The organism is Roseivivax sp. CAU 1761 (assembly GCF_054482755.1).
Genome location: NZ_JBTLRM010000001.1, coordinates 115,872 through 130,491 on the forward strand (window position 1 = coordinate 115,872; position 14,620 = coordinate 130,491).

13 protein-coding genes and 2 tRNA genes are annotated in these 14,620 nt (G+C 71.8%); 11 read left to right on the forward strand and 4 right to left on the reverse strand.

The genetic code is table 11. From position 1 onward, the window contains the following. Nucleotides 1–95: 95 nt before the first annotated feature. The 7 genes from ACXYMW_RS00560 to ACXYMW_RS00590 all read left to right on the forward strand — a co-directional run bounded on the left by ACXYMW_RS00560 (nucleotide 96) and on the right by ACXYMW_RS00590 (nucleotide 6,621). The gene (locus tag ACXYMW_RS00560; protein WP_459033332.1) at nucleotides 96–1,073 is read left to right on the forward strand and encodes a diacylglycerol/lipid kinase family protein; all 978 of its coding nucleotides are present in this window, start codon (nucleotides 96–98) and stop codon (nucleotides 1,071–1,073) included. Then, entirely contained in the window at nucleotides 1,070–1,870 is an 801-nt protein-coding gene (locus tag ACXYMW_RS00565) for a metallophosphoesterase family protein (protein ID WP_459033333.1), read from the forward strand. The genes ACXYMW_RS00560 and ACXYMW_RS00565 overlap by 4 nt, the downstream gene beginning before the upstream one ends. Nucleotides 1,871–1,952: 82 nt before the next feature. Then, nucleotides 1,953–2,039: transfer RNA gene (locus tag ACXYMW_RS00570), tRNA-Leu, on the forward strand. Between the two features lie 179 nt (nucleotides 2,040–2,218). Then, on the forward strand, nucleotides 2,219–3,253 hold the full coding sequence (locus tag ACXYMW_RS00575; protein ID WP_459033334.1) for a formate/nitrite transporter family protein: 1,035 nt from the start codon (nucleotides 2,219–2,221) through the stop codon (nucleotides 3,251–3,253). A gap of 85 nt (nucleotides 3,254–3,338) precedes the next feature. Further along, nucleotides 3,339–5,303 carry a heme lyase CcmF/NrfE family subunit gene (locus ACXYMW_RS00580; RefSeq protein WP_459033335.1) on the forward strand — a complete coding sequence of 655 codons (1,965 nt, stop codon included), beginning with the start codon at nucleotides 3,339–3,341 and terminating at the stop codon, nucleotides 5,301–5,303. Next, entirely contained in the window at nucleotides 5,300–5,785 is a 486-nt protein-coding gene (locus tag ACXYMW_RS00585) for a cytochrome c-type biogenesis protein (RefSeq protein ID WP_459033336.1), read from the forward strand. The genes ACXYMW_RS00580 and ACXYMW_RS00585 overlap by 4 nt, the downstream gene beginning before the upstream one ends. A 59-nt stretch (nucleotides 5,786–5,844) precedes the next feature. Then, nucleotides 5,845–6,621, forward strand: coding sequence for an enoyl-CoA hydratase-related protein (locus ACXYMW_RS00590; protein ID WP_459033337.1), 777 nt, complete (start codon nucleotides 5,845–5,847; stop codon nucleotides 6,619–6,621). A gap of 144 nt (nucleotides 6,622–6,765) precedes the next feature. On the opposite strand, the gene gltA is transcribed toward ACXYMW_RS00590, so the two are convergent. Both gltA and gltX read right to left on the reverse strand, forming a co-directional pair. Further along, nucleotides 6,766–8,067, reverse strand: coding sequence for a citrate synthase (gene gltA / locus ACXYMW_RS00595; RefSeq protein ID WP_459033338.1), 1,302 nt, complete (start codon nucleotides 8,065–8,067; stop codon nucleotides 6,766–6,768). 94 nt (nucleotides 8,068–8,161) lie between these two features. Continuing rightward, nucleotides 8,162–9,571 (reverse strand): glutamate--tRNA ligase, encoded by a 1,410-nt coding sequence (gene gltX / locus ACXYMW_RS00600; RefSeq protein ID WP_459033339.1) that lies wholly within the window; start codon nucleotides 9,569–9,571, stop codon nucleotides 8,162–8,164. An 80-nt stretch (nucleotides 9,572–9,651) separates the two neighbouring features. On the opposite strand from gltX, the gene ACXYMW_RS00605 reads away from it, so the two are divergent. Then, a complete protein-coding gene (locus ACXYMW_RS00605) occupies nucleotides 9,652–11,958 on the forward strand; it encodes a ComEC/Rec2 family competence protein (protein ID WP_459033340.1) in 2,307 nt (768 codons plus the stop codon). Here the strand turns inward: ACXYMW_RS00605 and lexA are convergent. Both lexA and ACXYMW_RS00615 read right to left on the reverse strand, forming a co-directional pair. Further along, on the reverse strand, nucleotides 11,952–12,638 hold the full coding sequence (gene lexA, locus ACXYMW_RS00610) for a transcriptional repressor LexA (RefSeq protein ID WP_459033341.1): 687 nt from the start codon (nucleotides 12,636–12,638) through the stop codon (nucleotides 11,952–11,954). The two genes, ACXYMW_RS00605 and lexA, sit on opposite strands and share 7 nt — an antisense overlap. 162 nt (nucleotides 12,639–12,800) lie before the next feature. Beyond that, a tRNA-Phe gene (locus ACXYMW_RS00615) sits at nucleotides 12,801–12,875 on the reverse strand. Between the two features lie 160 nt (nucleotides 12,876–13,035). Here ACXYMW_RS00615 and ACXYMW_RS00620 point away from each other — a divergent pair. From ACXYMW_RS00620 to ACXYMW_RS00630, 3 genes are all read left to right on the forward strand, one after another. After that, nucleotides 13,036–13,383, forward strand: a complete 348-nt coding sequence (locus ACXYMW_RS00620) for a DUF883 family protein (RefSeq protein WP_459033342.1) — start codon at nucleotides 13,036–13,038, stop codon at nucleotides 13,381–13,383. Between the two features lies 1 nt (nucleotide 13,384). After that, nucleotides 13,385–13,729, forward strand: coding sequence for a phage holin family protein (locus tag ACXYMW_RS00625; RefSeq protein WP_459033343.1), 345 nt, complete (start codon nucleotides 13,385–13,387; stop codon nucleotides 13,727–13,729). A 222-nt stretch (nucleotides 13,730–13,951) separates the two neighbouring features. Continuing rightward, on the forward strand, nucleotides 13,952–14,605 hold the full coding sequence (locus tag ACXYMW_RS00630; RefSeq protein ID WP_459033344.1) for a protein-L-isoaspartate O-methyltransferase family protein: 654 nt from the start codon (nucleotides 13,952–13,954) through the stop codon (nucleotides 14,603–14,605). The last annotated feature ends 15 nt before the right edge of the window (nucleotides 14,606–14,620 follow it).

Here is a 14,620-nt window from a genome sequence, read left to right on the forward strand (position 1 = left end):
GATCGAGACTGCGGTGCAATCGCATCCCGGCCGGAACCCGGGCCCGTGCCGCTAGTTGGAAACGGCAGCCCCTCGGCCCTCGAACCCGGTGTCCCATGAGCTTTCTCGCCAACCCCCATGCCGATCCCTCGACCAAGGTGCTGAGCACCGACCGACGCATCTGCGTGCTGCTCAACGAGGGGTCGGGCAGCGCCGACAAGGCCGAGGTGGTGGAGCGGCTGGAGGCCGCCTTCGCCCGCCATCCCGGCCGCTTCGAGCTGCGTCGCTTCCCGCCCGGCGCCGGTCTCGCGGATGCCTGCCAGCGCGCCATGAAGGACGGCTTCGGAACCATCGCCGCGGCCGGCGGCGACGGCACGATCTCGGGCGTGGCGGGCCAGCTCGCGGGCACCGGGCGGCGGCTCGGGATCGTGCCGCAGGGCACCTTCAACTTCGTCGCGCGCGGGCTCGACATTCCCACCGACATCGACGCCGCCATCGACCTCCTGGCGGCCGGGCACAGCCAGGCGGTGCCGGTGGGCGAGGTCAACGGCCAGGTCTTTCTCAACAATGCCAGCCTCGGCATCTACCCGCAGGTCCTCAAGGAGCGCGAGGGCACCTACAAGCGCTGGGGCCGCTCGCAGCTCGCCGCGCACTGGTCGGTGCTGGTGACCTTCCTGACCTTCCGCAGCCCGATCCGCATGCAGGTCCGGGTCGGCGACCGCACGCTGCGGCGCAAGACGCCGCTGGCCTTCGTCGGCCGCTCCGCCTTCCAGCTGGCGCATTACGGGCTGGCCGGGGCCGACGCGGTGGAGCGCGGCGAGTTTGCCCTCTACCTGGCGCCCGATTGCAGCCGCTGGCAGCTCCTGGTGCGGGCGCTGCTCCTGGCCTCCAAGGGCATGGTGCTGAACCGCGACTTCGAGCTGGTGACCGGCACCGAGATCGTCATCGAGACCCGGCGCCGCATGCAGACCGTGGCGATGGACGGCGAGCGCTTCCAGCTCTCGACGCCGCTGCGTTTCCGCATGCACGACGCCGCGCTCAACGTGGTGGTGCCCGAAGCCTCTGCCGGTGACGCGGCCGCCGCCGGCGCATGACAGCCCGGATCGCGCATATCTCGGATCTGCATTTCGGCCGCGACCGCCCCGAGCTCGTCGATCCCCTGGTCACCTTCCTGAACCGCTCGGGCGCCGAGCTGGTGCTGATCTCGGGCGACCTGACGCAGCGCGCCCGGCACCACCAGTTCCGGGCCGCGCGCGCCTTCATCGACCGCCTCTCCGCGCCGGTGCTGACCGTGCCGGGCAACCACGACACGCCGCTCGACAATCTCTGGGTCCGCGCGCTGCGGCCCTGGGCGCGCTACCGCCGCCACGTCGCCCGCGAACTTGAGCCGTTCCACGAGGCCGAGGATTACGTCGTGGCCTGCCTCAACACCGCCGATCCCCAGGCCTGGCAGCGCGGCCGCCTGCGCACGCGCTCGCTGCACCGGGTCACCGCCCGGCTGCACGCCGCCGAGGCCCGCGGCAAGCTTGGCATCGTGATGATGCACCACCCGCCCGAGCACATGGCGAGTGACGCCAAGAAGCCGATGCGCGGCGCCGATCGCGGCATCCAGCGGCTCTCCGACCTCGGCGCCGACCTGGTGCTCTGCGGGCACCTGCATGTCTGGCGCGCCATGCCGTTCCGCGCCGCCGCCGGGCTCCTTCTCCTGCAGGCCGGCACCGGCCTCTCGACCCGGGTCCGGGGCGAGCCCAACGACCTCAACCTGATCGACGTGGAGCGCGGCGCGGTGACCGTGACGCGCTACGGCGCCGATGCCCGCGCCGAGGCCTTCACCACGGTGTCCCGGACCCGGTTCCGCAAGCGCGGAACGGCCTGGGAGATCGGGCGCTGACGGCGCCGGAAAAAATCGCCCGGGGGCTCTTCACATCCCCGGAAGCCTCGTCTATACGCCGCCTCACCCAAGCCAAGACAGTGCGGTCGTGGCGGAATTGGTAGACGCGCAGCGTTGAGGTCGCTGTGGGGTAACTCCCGTGGAAGTTCGAGTCTTCTCGACCGCACCATTCTCATCCCGGTAGGGATGCCGGCTCGGGCCTCCAGGCCAGGTCGATGCCCGTCTCCGACGCGAGACCCCGCGCGCGGGGAACCGCGTCGCGCTTCGGGGGGTTCCTATTGCGGACGCCGCCGGCGCCGGCAGGCGCCGGTTGCGCGCGCGGCGCTGCGCAGTGCCAGGAAGCCGCCCATGTCCCGATCCGAACGCCACGATTCCCACCCTCGCTTCGGCCCGTCCGACGACGCGGAGCGCGACGATGCGCGCCGCGCCGCGCCCGGGGAGAGCGGCGGCCGGGAGGCAGGCGAGCGCGACGGCGACGACCGCGACAGCGACGACCGCGACCGCGAAAACCGCGACGAGGGCGACGACGACCGCGGCACCAACGACGAGGGCGTCGACAAGCGCTATTCCCGCGGCGAGGCGAGCCAGATCAGCAGCCATCGCAGCCTCGCGCCCCGCGCGGTCTACGAGGTCATCAACCTCGAGGGCCGCGAGGAGCTGAAGCGCCCCATGGGCTCGCTCTGGTGGTCGGGCATCGCCGCCGGGGTGGGGATCTCGGCCTCGGTCCTGGCCGAGGGCATCCTGCACACGACCTTCGTCGATCATGCCTACCGCGCCGCGATCGAGAACCTGGGCTACACGGTCGGCTTCATCATCGTCATCCTCGGCCGCCTGCAGCTCTTCACCGAGAACACCATCACGGTGGTCCTGCCGGTGCTCAAGGACCGCTCGTTCCGCATGCTGGGCTGCGCCGCGCGGCTCTGGGCGCTGGTCTTCGCGGCCAACATGGTGGGGACCTTCTTCGTGGCGCTCCTGACCCTCTACGGCGGCACCGTGGTGCCGGAATACATCGAGGGCATGAAGGCGGTGTCGCACCATTACGCCGAGTTCACCGCCATGGAGGCGTTCAAGTACGGCGTGCCGGCGGGCTTCTTCATCGCCGCGCTGGTCTGGATGCTGCCCTCCTCGAACGGCACCGAGGTCTTCGTCATCTTCCTGATGACCTACCTGATCGCCATGGGCGACTTCACCCATGTGGTGGCCGGTTCGGGCGAGGCCTTCCTGCTCTGGATCGACGGCGAGATCGACTGGCAGAAGACCTGGCTCGGACTGATCCTGCCGTCCTTCGTGGGCAATGTCGCCGGCGGCACCGGTCTCTTCGCGCTCCTCGCCTACGGCCAGGTCAAGGCCGAGATCGACCCGCAGCCGCAAGCCTGGAAGTGACCGCCCCGCGGGGCTTCACGCGATCGCGAAGCTGCGACCTTCGGTCGGCATTGGCGGGGGCCCGCGCCGCGCCTATACAGGGGGCATGATTACCGAACTCGGCCATGTCGCCCTGATCCTCGCCTTCTTCGTGGCCATCGTGCAGACGGTGGTGCCGCTCGTCGGCGCGCAGCGCCGCTGGGCCGGCTGGATGGCGGTGGCCGAACCCGCCGCGACGGCGCAGTTCGTGCTCTGCGCCGGGGCCTTCGCGGCCCTCGTCCACGCCTTCGTGACGTCGGATTTCTCGCTGCAGCTGGTGACGCTGAACTCGCATTCGGCCAAGCCGCTGCTCTACAAGATCACCGGCACCTGGGGCAACCACGAGGGCTCGATGCTGCTCTGGGTGCTGATCCTGGCGCTGTTCGGCGCCATGGCGGCCTGGTTCGGGGGCAACCTGCCGCCCAGCCTGCGGGCCCGCGTGCTGGCGGTGCAGGGCGCGATCGGCGTCGCCTTCCTGGCCTTCATCCTGTTCACCTCGAACCCGTTCTGGCGGCTGGCGCAGCCGCCCTTCGACGGCCAGGACCTGAACCCGCTGCTGCAGGATCCGGGCCTCGCCTTCCACCCGCCGTTTCTCTATCTCGGCTATGTCGGGCTCTCGATCTGCTTCTCCTTCGCGGTCGCGGCGCTGATCGAGGGCCGGGTCGATGCCGCCTGGGGGCGCTGGGTGCGGCCCTGGACGCTGGCCGCCTGGCTGTTCCTCACCATCGGCATCGCGCTGGGCTCGTGGTGGGCCTATTACGAGCTCGGCTGGGGCGGCTTCTGGTTCTGGGACCCGGTGGAGAACGCCTCCTTCATGCCCTGGCTGCTGGCCGCCGCGCTGCTGCATTCGGCCATCGTGGTAGAGAAGCGCGAGGCGCTGAAATCCTGGACCATCCTGCTCGCCATCCTCGCCTTCGGCTTCTCGCTGATCGGCACCTTCATCGTGCGCTCGGGCCTGCTGACCAGCGTCCACGCCTTCGCCAACGACCCCGAGCGCGGCGTCTTCATCCTCGCCATCCTGGTGCTCTTCACCGGCGGCGCGCTGACGCTCTACGCGGCGCGCGCCTCGGCGATGCAGGCCAAGGGGGTGTTCGGGCTGGCCAGCCGGGAATCGGCGCTGGTGCTCAACAACATCCTGCTCGCGGTCTCGGCCTTCGTGGTCTTCGTCGGCACGATGTGGCCGCTGGTGGCGGAGATGGCCTGGGGCCGCAAGCTCTCGGTCGGGGCGCCGTTCTTCGACATGGCCTTCACGCCCTTCATGCTGGTCCTCGGCGCCGTCCTGCCGCTCGGCGCGATGCTGGCCTGGAAGCGCGCCAAGATCGGCCGCACGCTGCGCAGCCTGGCGCCGGCGCTGGGGCTGGCCCTGGCGCTGGCCGGGCTGGTCTGGGCGATGCAGACCGGGCGCAGCCTGATGGGCCCGATCGGGGTCTTCCTCGGCGCCTGGCTGATCGCCGGCGCGGCCGCCGATCTGTGGTCGCGCACCGGGCGCACCCGCGACCTGCGGCGCCTCGCGCGCCTGCCGCGCGCCGATTGGGGCAAGGCGGTGGCGCATTCCGGGCTCGGCGTGGTGATGATCGGCATTGCCGGCCTGACCGCCTGGGAGCAGGAGGACATCCGCGTGGCGCAGCAGGGCGAGCACTTCGCTGTCGGCGCCTTCGAGCTCGAGCTCGCCGATGTCCGCCGCGTGCAGGGGCCGAACTACATCTCCACCATGGCCGAGGTGGTGGTGCGCGAGGACGGCGCCGAGACGGTGCGCCTCTATCCCGAGAAGCGCACCTATCCGGTGGCCGGCATGCCGACCACCGAGGCGGCGATCGACTACCGCTTCCTGCGCGATCTCTACGTGGTGATCGGCGACGCCCAGGAAGGCGGCGGCTGGGTCATGCGGACCTATGTCAAGCCGCTCGCCAACTGGATCTGGGGCGGTGCCATCCTGATGGCCCTGGGCGGCCTCCTGAGCCTCAGCGACCGCCGCTACCGGGTCGCCGCGGGCGCCCGCAAGGCGGCCTCCGGCGCGGTGCCGGCGGAATGAGCCGGGCGCTGCTGCGCGCGGCGCTGCTGGCCGCCGGTCTCGGCCTCGCGGGCCAGGGCGCCGGCGCCGTGCAGCCCGACGAGATGCTCGCCGACCCGGCGCTGGAGGCGCGGGCGCGCGCGATCTCCGAAGGCCTGCGCTGCCTGGTCTGCCAGAACGAGTCGATCGACGAATCGAACGCGCCGCTGGCCCGCGACCTGCGCCTGATGGTGCGCGAGCGCCTGAGCGCCGGCGACAGCGATGCCGAGGTCGTGGCCTTCCTGGTCGAGCGCTACGGCGAATTCGTGCTGCTCGCCCCCACCACCGAGGGCTGGAACCGGCTGCTCTGGGCCGCCGGCCCGCTGATGTTTTTGACCGCGCTCGGCACCGGCGGCCTCTACCTGCGGCGCCGCGCCCGGGCCCGGCCCGAGGCCGAGGCCGCGCTCACCGCGGAGGAGCGGGCGCGGCTCGAGGCGCTGCTCGGGGAGCGTGACGCACGGTAGGGCTTTGCCTCCGCGGGTGCGGCATGTTTGATGCCGGCGACAGGACACGGGAGGCTGCCTTGAGCTACGACACCATCGCTTTCGAGATCCGCGACGCCATCGCCACGGTGACGCTGAACCGGCCGGACCGGATGAACGCCCTGAACACGCAGATGCGCGCCGAGATCGCCGACGCGGTGCGGCGGGGCGGGCGCGAGGCGCGGGTGGTGGTGCTGACCGGGGCCGGCCGGGCCTTCTGCTCGGGTCAGGATCTGGGCGACCGCGCCAATGCGGCCGACATCGACCTCGAACGCACGCTGCGCGACGAATACGTGCCGATGCTGCGCGCGGTGACCGAATGCCCGGTGCCGACGATCTCGGCGGTGAACGGCGCCGCCGCCGGGGCCGGGGCCAACCTGGCGCTCTGCGCCGACGTGGTGATTGCCTCCGAGGCGGCCTATTTCGTCCAGGCCTTCACCCGCATCGGGCTCATCCCCGATGCCGGCGGCACCTGGCTGCTGCCGCGCCAGATGGGCCTCGCCAAGGCGATGGGCGCGGCGCTGTTCGCCGAGAAGATCACCGCCCGTCAGGCCAGCGATTGGGGGATGATCTGGGAGGCGCTGCCGGAGGCGGACTTCGCTGCCGGCTGGCAGGCCCGCGCCGCGCATCTCGCCAAGGGCCCGACCGCCGCCTACCAGCGCGTCAAGCAGGCCCTGCAGGCCAGCTTCTCCAACGATCTCGAGGCGCAGCTGGCGCTCGAGGCCAAGCTGCAGGGCGAATGCGGCAAGACCCGCGACTTCCAGGAAGGCGTCGTGGCCTTCCTCGAAAAGCGCCCCGCTCGCTACGAGGGCCGCTGACCGCTGCGCGCCCGTCTTCTGAGCCGAAATATCCCGGGGTGAATTGGCCGCCAGGCCAAGAGGGGCAGCGCCCCTCCGCCCCGGAACGAGAAACGGCGCCCGGCCGGAAACCGGGCGCCGTCTTTCCTGTCTCGAAGCCGCGCTTCAGCGGTTCTCGATGTCCACGTAGTCGCGCATCGTCTCGCCGAGATAGAGCTGGCGCGGCCGGCCGATCTTGTTCTGCGGATCGCCCAGCATCTCCTTCCACTGCGAGATCCAGCCGACCGTGCGGGCCACCGCGAAGACCGGGGTGAACATCGACATCGGGAAGCCCATCGCCTCGAGAATGATGCCGGAATAGAAATCGACGTTGGGGAACAGCTTCTTCTCGACGAAGTAATCGTCGGCCAGCGCCTGCTTCTCCAGTTCCTTGGCGACCTGCAGGGTCGGGTTGTTCTCGACGCCCAGAAGGTCGAGCACCTCGTCGGCGGATTGCTTCATCACCTTGGCGCGCGGATCGAAGTTCTTGTAGACCCGGTGGCCGAAGCCCATCAGCCGGAACGGGTCGTTTTTGTCCTTGGCGCGGGCGAGGTATTCCGGAATCTGGTCCGGGGTGCCGATCTCCTGCAGCATCTGCAGGCAGGCCTGGTTGGCGCCGCCATGCGCCGGACCCCAGAGACAGGCGATGCCCGCGGCGATGCAGGCGAACGGGTTGGCGCCCGACGAGGACGCCAGCCGCACCGTCGAGGTCGAGGCGTTCTGCTCGTGATCGGCGTGCAGGGTGAAGATCCGGTCCATGGCGCGCGACAGGATCGGGTCGACGACGTATTCCTCGGCCGGCACGGCAAAGCACATGTGCAGGAAGTTGGCCGCGTAATCGAGGTCGTTGCGCGGATAGACGAAGGGCTGGCCGACCGAGTACTTGTAGGCCATCGCCGCGATGGTCGGCATCTTGGCGATCAGCCGGTGGCTGGCGATCTCGCGCTCGCGCGGGTTCGTGATGTCGGTCGAGTCGTGGTAGAAGGCCGACATCGCGCCGACCACGCCCACCATCGTCGCCATCGGATGCGCGTCCCGCCGGAAGCCCCGGAAGAAGTTGTGCATCTGCTCGTGGATCATCGTGTGGCGGGTGATGGTGTTCTCGAATTCCTCGAGCTGCGCCGCCGAGGGCAGGTCGCCGTAGAGCAGCAGGTAGCAGACCTCGAGGTAATGCGACTTCTCCGCCAGCTGGTCGATCGGGTAGCCGCGGTGCAGGAGCTCGCCCTTGTCGCCGTCGATGAAGGTGATGGTGGAATCGCAGCTCGCCGTGGAGGTGAAGCCGGGATCGTAGGTGAACACCCCGGCCTGGGCGTAGAGCTTGCGGATGTCGATCACGTCCGGCCCGGCGGTCGGCGAATAGATCGGCAGGTCGTAGGTCTTGCCCTCGATGTCGAGGGTGGCGGACTTGGCGTTGGCAGTGTCGGGCATTGCGTCGGCTCCTTCGTCGCTGAGAGGGGGACGCGGAATGCCCGCGCCGGCCTCGTTGATCACCCGCGGGTCGCGGACCGCGATCGGAATGCGATCAGCCGGCCGCGCCGCTGGCCCGCTCCAGCCGCGCGAGGGTCTCCTCGCGGCCGAGAACGAGCATCATGTCGAACACGCTGGGGGTCACCGCCCGGCCCGCAAGCGCCGCGCGCAGGGGCGCCGCCAGCTTGCCGAACTTGGTCCCGTGCGCCTCGGCGACCCGGGTGGCGGTGCCCTCCAATTCTTCCCGCGTCCAGCTAGCATTGTGCAGATGCGACGTCAATTCCTCCAGTATACCACGGGATACCGTCGCCAGGGCCTGGGCCGCTTTCGGATCCGGCTCGATCGGCGTGGCTGCGAGGACGAAGTGCGCCTTTTCAAGGAGTTCCGGCAGGGTCTTCGCGCGATCCTTGAGGCAGTAAAGGGCCCGGGACAGGCCGTCGCGCTGGGCTTCCGTGAGGGCAGGCCGGCCGGACGCGTCGAGGAAGGCCTCGATTTCGCGCAGCAGCGCGGCATCCTCGGCGGCGGCGATGTGCTGGCCGCTGACATTCTCCAGCTTCTTGAAGTCGAGCCGGGCCGGCGACCGGCCGATGCCGTCGAGGTCGAACCAGTCCCGGGCCTGGGCGTCGGTGAAGAACTCGTCGTCGCCGTGGCTCCAGCCCAGCCGGGCCAGGTAGTTGCGCATGCCGGCGGCGGGGAAGCCCATGACCTGGTATTCCTCGAGCCCGACCGCGCCGTGGCGCTTCGACAGCTTCTTGCCGTCGGGGCCGTGGATCAGCGGGATATGCGCGAAGACCGGCACGTCCCAGCCCATGGCGCGGTAGATCAGCATCTGCCGCGCGGCGTTGTTGAGGTGGTCGTCGCCGCGGATCACGTGGGTCACCCCCATGTCGTGGTCGTCGACCACCACGGCGAGCATGTAGACCGGGCTGCCGTCGGAGCGCAGCAGCACCATGTCGTCGAGCTGGTCGTTGCGGATCGTCACGTCGCCCTGCACCGCGTCGCGGATCACCGTCTCGCCGTCCTGCGGCGCCTTGATGCGGATCACGAAGGGCGCGTCGGGATGGGTCGCCGGGTCGGCGTCGCGCCACGGGCTCCGGTAGAGGGTGGAGCGGCCCTCGGCGCGGGCGGCCTCGCGGGCGGCCTCGATCTCCTCCTGGCTGGCGAAGCACTTGTAGGCCGCGCCGCGCGCCAGGAGCTCGCGCGCCACCTCGGCATGGCGCGCGGCGCCGGCGGCCTGGCTGACCACCTCGCCGTCATGGTCGAGCCCGAGCCACTCCAGCCCCTTCAGGATCGCCGCCGTCGCCTCGGGCGTCGAGCGCGCCCGGTCGGTGTCCTCGATGCGCAGCAGGAAGCGGCCGCCGCGGCCGCGCGCATAGAGCCAGTTGAACAGCGCCGTGCGGGCCCCCCCGATATGCAGGTAGCCGGTGGGCGAGGGGGCGAAACGGGTAACGACGGCCTCGGACATGCGAGCGGTCTTAACCTTTCGATAGGAATGGGGATCTAGGCTCGACCTCCCTTTAGCGACGCGGCGGGGGGAGGACAAGCATGGCGGCGGAGCCGGCCGGAGACGGGCCCGCGGAGGCAGCGGCGGACGGGCCGGCGGACGGGCCCGGCGGGGGGGCCGGGGACGGCTCCGGGACCCGGTCCGGGCAGACCCTCCGGGGCCGCGCCTGGCATGCGCTCGCGGCGGCGCTGGCGGCGCAGCAGGGCGCCCTGTTCGCCTGGGTCCCGGTCTGTCTTGGCGCCGGGATCGGGCTCTATTTCGCGCTGCCCGCGGACCCCTCGCGCGCTGTGCTGGCGGGGCTCGCCGCGGCCGGGGTGCTGGCCGTGCTCGCGGGTCTCCTGCGCCCGCAGGGGGCGGCGCCGCTGGCGGTGGCGGCGGGCGCGGTGGCGCTCGGGCTGGCGCTGGCCGGGGCGCGCGCCCACCACGTCGCCGGCCCGGTCCTCGAGCACCGCTATTACGGCCCGGTGCAGGGCCGGGTCGTGGCGCTCGACCGTTCGGCCTCGGACGCGATGCGGCTGACCCTCGACCGGGTGGTGCTGGCCCGCATGGCGCTGGAGGAGACGCCGCGCCGGGTGCGGATCGCGCTGCATGGCCGCCCGGAGGCGGCCCCGCCGCCGCCCGGCGCGACGCTGATCCTGACCGGCCACCTGGCCCCGCCCGCCGGCCCGGCAGAGCCCGGCGGCTTCGATTTCCGCCGCCATGCCTGGTTCCAGTCGCTGGGTGCGGTGGGCTACACCCGGAGCCCGGTGCTCCTGCTGGCGCCGCCCGAGGGGGTGCGGCTCGCGGCCTGGCGGCTGCGCGTGGCGACGCGGCTGCGCGCCGGTCTGCCGGGGGAGACCGGCGCCTTCGCCGCCGCCATCCTGACCGGCGACCGCAGCGGCGTGGGGGCCGCCATCCTTGACGATCTGCGGGCCTCCAACCTGGCGCATCTGCTGGCCATTTCGGGGCTGCATATGGGGCTTCTGGTGGGGCTCGTGCTGGCCGCGGTGCGGCTGGCGCTGGCGGCGCTGCCGCCGCTGGCGCTGCGGCTGCCGGCCAAGAAGATCGCGGCCTGCGCGGCGCTCGCCGCGGCGGCGGTCTACCTGGCGCTCTCGGGCGGCAACGTGGCCACCGAACGGGCCTTCGTGATGGCCGCGGTGGCGCTGGTCGCGGTGCTGCTGGGGCGGCGGGCGATCTCCTTGCGCACGGTGGCGCTGGCCGCGCTCGTGGTGCTGGTGCGGCGCCCCGAGGCGCTGACCGGGCCCGGCTTCCAGATGTCCTTTGCCGCCACCGTGGCGCTGGTCGCGGTCTTCGCCGCGCTGCGCGACCGCGGCGCCGCCCAGGCCCTGCCGCGGCGGCTGCGGCCGGTCCTGGCGCTGGTCGTCTCCTCGGCGGTGGCCGGCGCCGCGACGGCGCCGATCGGCATGGCGCATTTCAACCAGGCCAGCCTCTACGGCCTGCCCGCCAACCTCGCCGCGGTGCCGATGATGGGGCTTGTGGTGATGCCGGCCGGCATGCTCGCGCTGGCGGCGCTGCCGCTCGGGCTGGAGGCGGCGCCGCTCTGGGTGATGGGGCAGGGGATCGACTGGATCCTCGCCGTCGCCCGCTGGATCGCCGAGCGCCCGGGCGCCACCCGCCCGGTGGTGGCGCCGGGGCCGGCGGTGCTGCCGCTGCTGGCGCTTGGCGGGCTGGCGCTGGCGCTGGTCCGGGGCCGGCTGCGCTGGGCCGGGCTGGCGCCCGCGCTGCTGGCCGTGGCGCTCTGGCAGGGGGCGGAGCGGCCCTGGCTGCTGATCGCCGAGGACGGCCGGCTGGTGGGCATTGCCGGGCCCGAGGGCCGGGCCCTGAGCCGCGCCCGCGGCGCCGGCTTCGTCGCCGGCATCTGGCTCGAGAATGACGGCGACCCGGCCGGGCAGGAGGCCGCCGCGGCGCGCTGGGTGGGGCCGCGGGCCGCCGGACACGCCAGCCATCACGGCCCGGGCGCGGGCGCGGGCGCGGGCGCGGGCCCGGAGACCCGCATCGCGCACCTGCATTCCGCCGCCGCGCTGCGCGCCGTGCCGCCCTGCCGCCCGGGGCTGATCGTGGTGGCGGACCGGCCGCTGCCCGCGGCGCCGGGGCCCTGCCTGATGCTCGACCCGCCGCGTCTCGCGGCGGCGGGGGCGCTGGCCGTCCGGCGCACCGGCGACGCGCTGGACGTGGTGAGCGTGCGCCAGCGCAGCGGCCGCAGGCTCTGGTCCCGCTGGCCCGCGCCGCAGGGCGGCGACCCGGCGGCGCGGCTGCAGGCCGCCCTGACCGGCCCCCCGAAGCGCGACGCGGCGGAGGGCAGCGGCGCGACCGCCCTGGTCGCCCCCGCCGCGCCCGGGCCTCAATAGGTGCGGATCAGCCCGACCAGCCGGCCCTGCACGCGCACCGCGCCCTCGGGCAGGACGCGCGCCTCGTAGGCCGGGTTCGCCGCCTCCAGCACGATCATGCCGTCGCGGCGGCGGAAGCGCTTCAGCGTGGCCTCGTAGCCCTCGACCTGGGCGACGACGATGTCGCCGTCATCGGCATGTCCGGCCTCCCGAATGACCACCAGGTCGCCGTCGTTGATCCCGGCCTCGATCATCGAATCCCCGCGCACCTCGAGCGCGTAATGCCGGGCATTGCCCGACAGCATGCGCCCGGGCACCGCCACCGGCGGCGGGTTGTCCTCGATCGCCTCGAGCGGCCGGCCGGCGGCGATGCGGCCGAGCAGCGGAAGCTCCATCGACGGCGCCGGGTTCGGCGGCGCGGCGGGCTCCTCTTCGGGCGCGGAGGCCACCAGCCGCGGGCCCTTGCCGCGGTGGCGCTGCGCCAGGGCGTCGGGAAGCTTGACGATCTCGATGGCGCGCGCGCGATGTGCCAGACGCCGGATGAACCCGCGCTCCTCGAGTGCGGTGATCAGCCGGTGGATGCCGGATTTCGACCGCAGGTCGAGCGCTTCCTTCATTTCGTCGAAGCTCGGCGGCACGCCGTCGCGGGCCACCCGCCGGTCGATGAAATCGAGGAGATCCAGTTGTTTCTTCGTCAGCATGTCCGCTTGGCCTGCCTGTTGCTCCCGTTTTGTTCTAGGGGCGTTCGTGATTTGTGTCAACGCTCGGACGGCGTCGGGCAGGGCCGAAGGCAGCGGGGATCGGGGCGCCGGAAAGACCGACGGCCCCGGCGCGGAAGCGCCGGGGCCGTCAGGACATGGACATGGTGCCGAGGGGCGGAATCGAACCACCGACACCAGCATTTTCAATGCCGTGCTCTACCCCTGAGCTACCTCGGCGTCCATGTAGCGGTGCGTTTACGGCCTGCCCGGACGGGCGTCAACACGAAAACGCGCGGAATTCGGGCGCCGTCGGAATTTCTTTTCCGTCCCCCCGTGCGGGAACGAAACCGCCCCCGGCCGCGTTGGGGAGCGGACTATTTTGCCAAGGGGGAAAGACATGGCGGATCCGCAGATCAAGGAAGTCGAAGCCAAGGCCAACCGCGCGGCGGGCCGCGACGGCGAGGCGCTGGCCGACCAGATCGACGTGCTGCGCAAGGATCTGTCGGCGATCACCGATCTGCTGACCGAGATCGGGGTGCGCCGCAAGGACGAGACGCTGGCCGCCGCGCGCGAGCGGCTGGAGCGGCTGCGCAGCGAGGGCGAGACGCGGCTGACCGATGCCAAGGCGCAGGCCGTGGATTTCCAGGAACAGGCCTACGAGGCGATCCGGCGGCAGCCGGGGATGGCCATCGGCGTGGCTGTCGCCGTGGGCTATGTCGCGGGGCTTCTGTCCGGCCGCAAGTAACATGGCCATCTTCGCCTATTACGAGGCCCTGCTGCGCCGGAAGGTGCAGGGGGCCGTTTTTTCGGGCCTGGGTCTCGGGCTCCTGCTGATCGGGATCGGCTTTCTCGCCATCGCGCTCTGGATCCTTCTGGCCGAGCTCGGCGGCGCCCTGTTCGCCGCCGTGGTGATGGGGTTCCTGTTCCTCGCCGCCGGGTTCATCCTGCTCGGGGTCGGGCGGCTCTTGGCGCGGCTGCGCGCACCGCTGCCGGCGGCGCGGGCCACCGCGCGCTCGCCGCTGCTGCAGCTGGTCGAGGGCTTCGTCATCGGGCTCGAGGCCGGCCGGCGCACCAAGTCGCGCAAGGACTGACCGCGCCGCCCATTGATGTTTAAGGCAGCCGGGCGCCCGTTGGGCGCCCGGTGTCGTTTCGGACGGCGCGGTCCCGGCGCACGGCCCGTCGCGGGCAGGGGACCGCGTGGCCCCCCGGACACGCGCCCCGGTCAACCCGGCCCGTCCCGGCTCTGCGGATTGTCGCTGCGCGGGATCTGTGGCAGAAGCGCACATATTGATGTGAACGGAAGAGCGAGCCCGATGGCCGATTACGCAATGCGCCGCAGAATGATGGTCGATACCCAGGTTCGCCCTTCGGACGTGACCGAATATCCGATCATCGCGGCGATGCTGCGCGTCCCGCGCGAGGCCTTCCTGCCCTCCGAGCGCGCCGAGGCCGCCTATATCGGCGAGAACGTGCCGCTGGCGCCGGGCCGGGTGCTGCTCGAGCCGCGGACCTTCGCCAAGATGCTCGACGCGCTCGACCTGACCTCGGACATGCTGGTCCTCGATGTCGGCGCTGGCATGGGCTACTCCGCGGCGGTGATCGCCGAGATCGTCGAGGCGGTGGTGGCGCTCGAGGAGGACGAGGCCTTGGCCGCCGAGGCCGAGACCCTGCTGCCCGAGCATCACAGCGACAACGTCATCGTGCAGACCGGCCCGCTGGCCGGCGGCGCGCCGGAACACGGCCCCTACGACGCCATCCTCATCGAGGGCGGGGTGGAGCGGCTGCCGGACGCCATTGCCGACCAGCTCAAGGTCGGCGGCCGCATCGTCTGCCTGTTTGCCGAAGGCCGGCTCGGCGTCGTCCGGGTCGGGCTGAAGACCGAGGGCGGCATCACCTGGCGGTTTGCCTTCAACGCCTTCGCGCCGGTGCTGCCGGGATTTGAAACGACCAAGACCTTTGCCTTGTGATGCCGGGCCCGGTCG

Coding starts and splice junctions, on each gene's coding strand:
- ACXYMW_RS00560 (WP_459033332.1), top strand. CDS start 96: ATGAGCTTTCTCGCCAACCCCCATGCCGATCCCTCGACCAAGGTGCTG.
- ACXYMW_RS00565 (WP_459033333.1), top strand. CDS start 1,070: ATGACAGCCCGGATCGCGCATATCTCGGATCTGCATTTCGGCCGCGAC.
- ACXYMW_RS00575 (WP_459033334.1), top strand. CDS start 2,219: ATGTCCCGATCCGAACGCCACGATTCCCACCCTCGCTTCGGCCCGTCC.
- ACXYMW_RS00580 (WP_459033335.1), top strand. CDS start 3,339: ATGATTACCGAACTCGGCCATGTCGCCCTGATCCTCGCCTTCTTCGTG.
- ACXYMW_RS00585 (WP_459033336.1), top strand. CDS start 5,300: ATGAGCCGGGCGCTGCTGCGCGCGGCGCTGCTGGCCGCCGGTCTCGGC.
- gltA (WP_459033338.1), bottom strand. CDS start 8,067: ATGCCCGACACTGCCAACGCCAAGTCCGCCACCCTCGACATCGAGGGC.
- gltX (WP_459033339.1), bottom strand. CDS start 9,571: ATGTCCGAGGCCGTCGTTACCCGTTTCGCCCCCTCGCCCACCGGCTAC.
- ACXYMW_RS00605 (WP_459033340.1), top strand. CDS start 9,652: ATGGCGGCGGAGCCGGCCGGAGACGGGCCCGCGGAGGCAGCGGCGGAC.
- lexA (WP_459033341.1), bottom strand. CDS start 12,638: ATGCTGACGAAGAAACAACTGGATCTCCTCGATTTCATCGACCGGCGG.
- ACXYMW_RS00620 (WP_459033342.1), top strand. CDS start 13,036: ATGGCGGATCCGCAGATCAAGGAAGTCGAAGCCAAGGCCAACCGCGCG.
- ACXYMW_RS00625 (WP_459033343.1), top strand. CDS start 13,385: ATGGCCATCTTCGCCTATTACGAGGCCCTGCTGCGCCGGAAGGTGCAG.
- ACXYMW_RS00630 (WP_459033344.1), top strand. CDS start 13,952: ATGGCCGATTACGCAATGCGCCGCAGAATGATGGTCGATACCCAGGTT.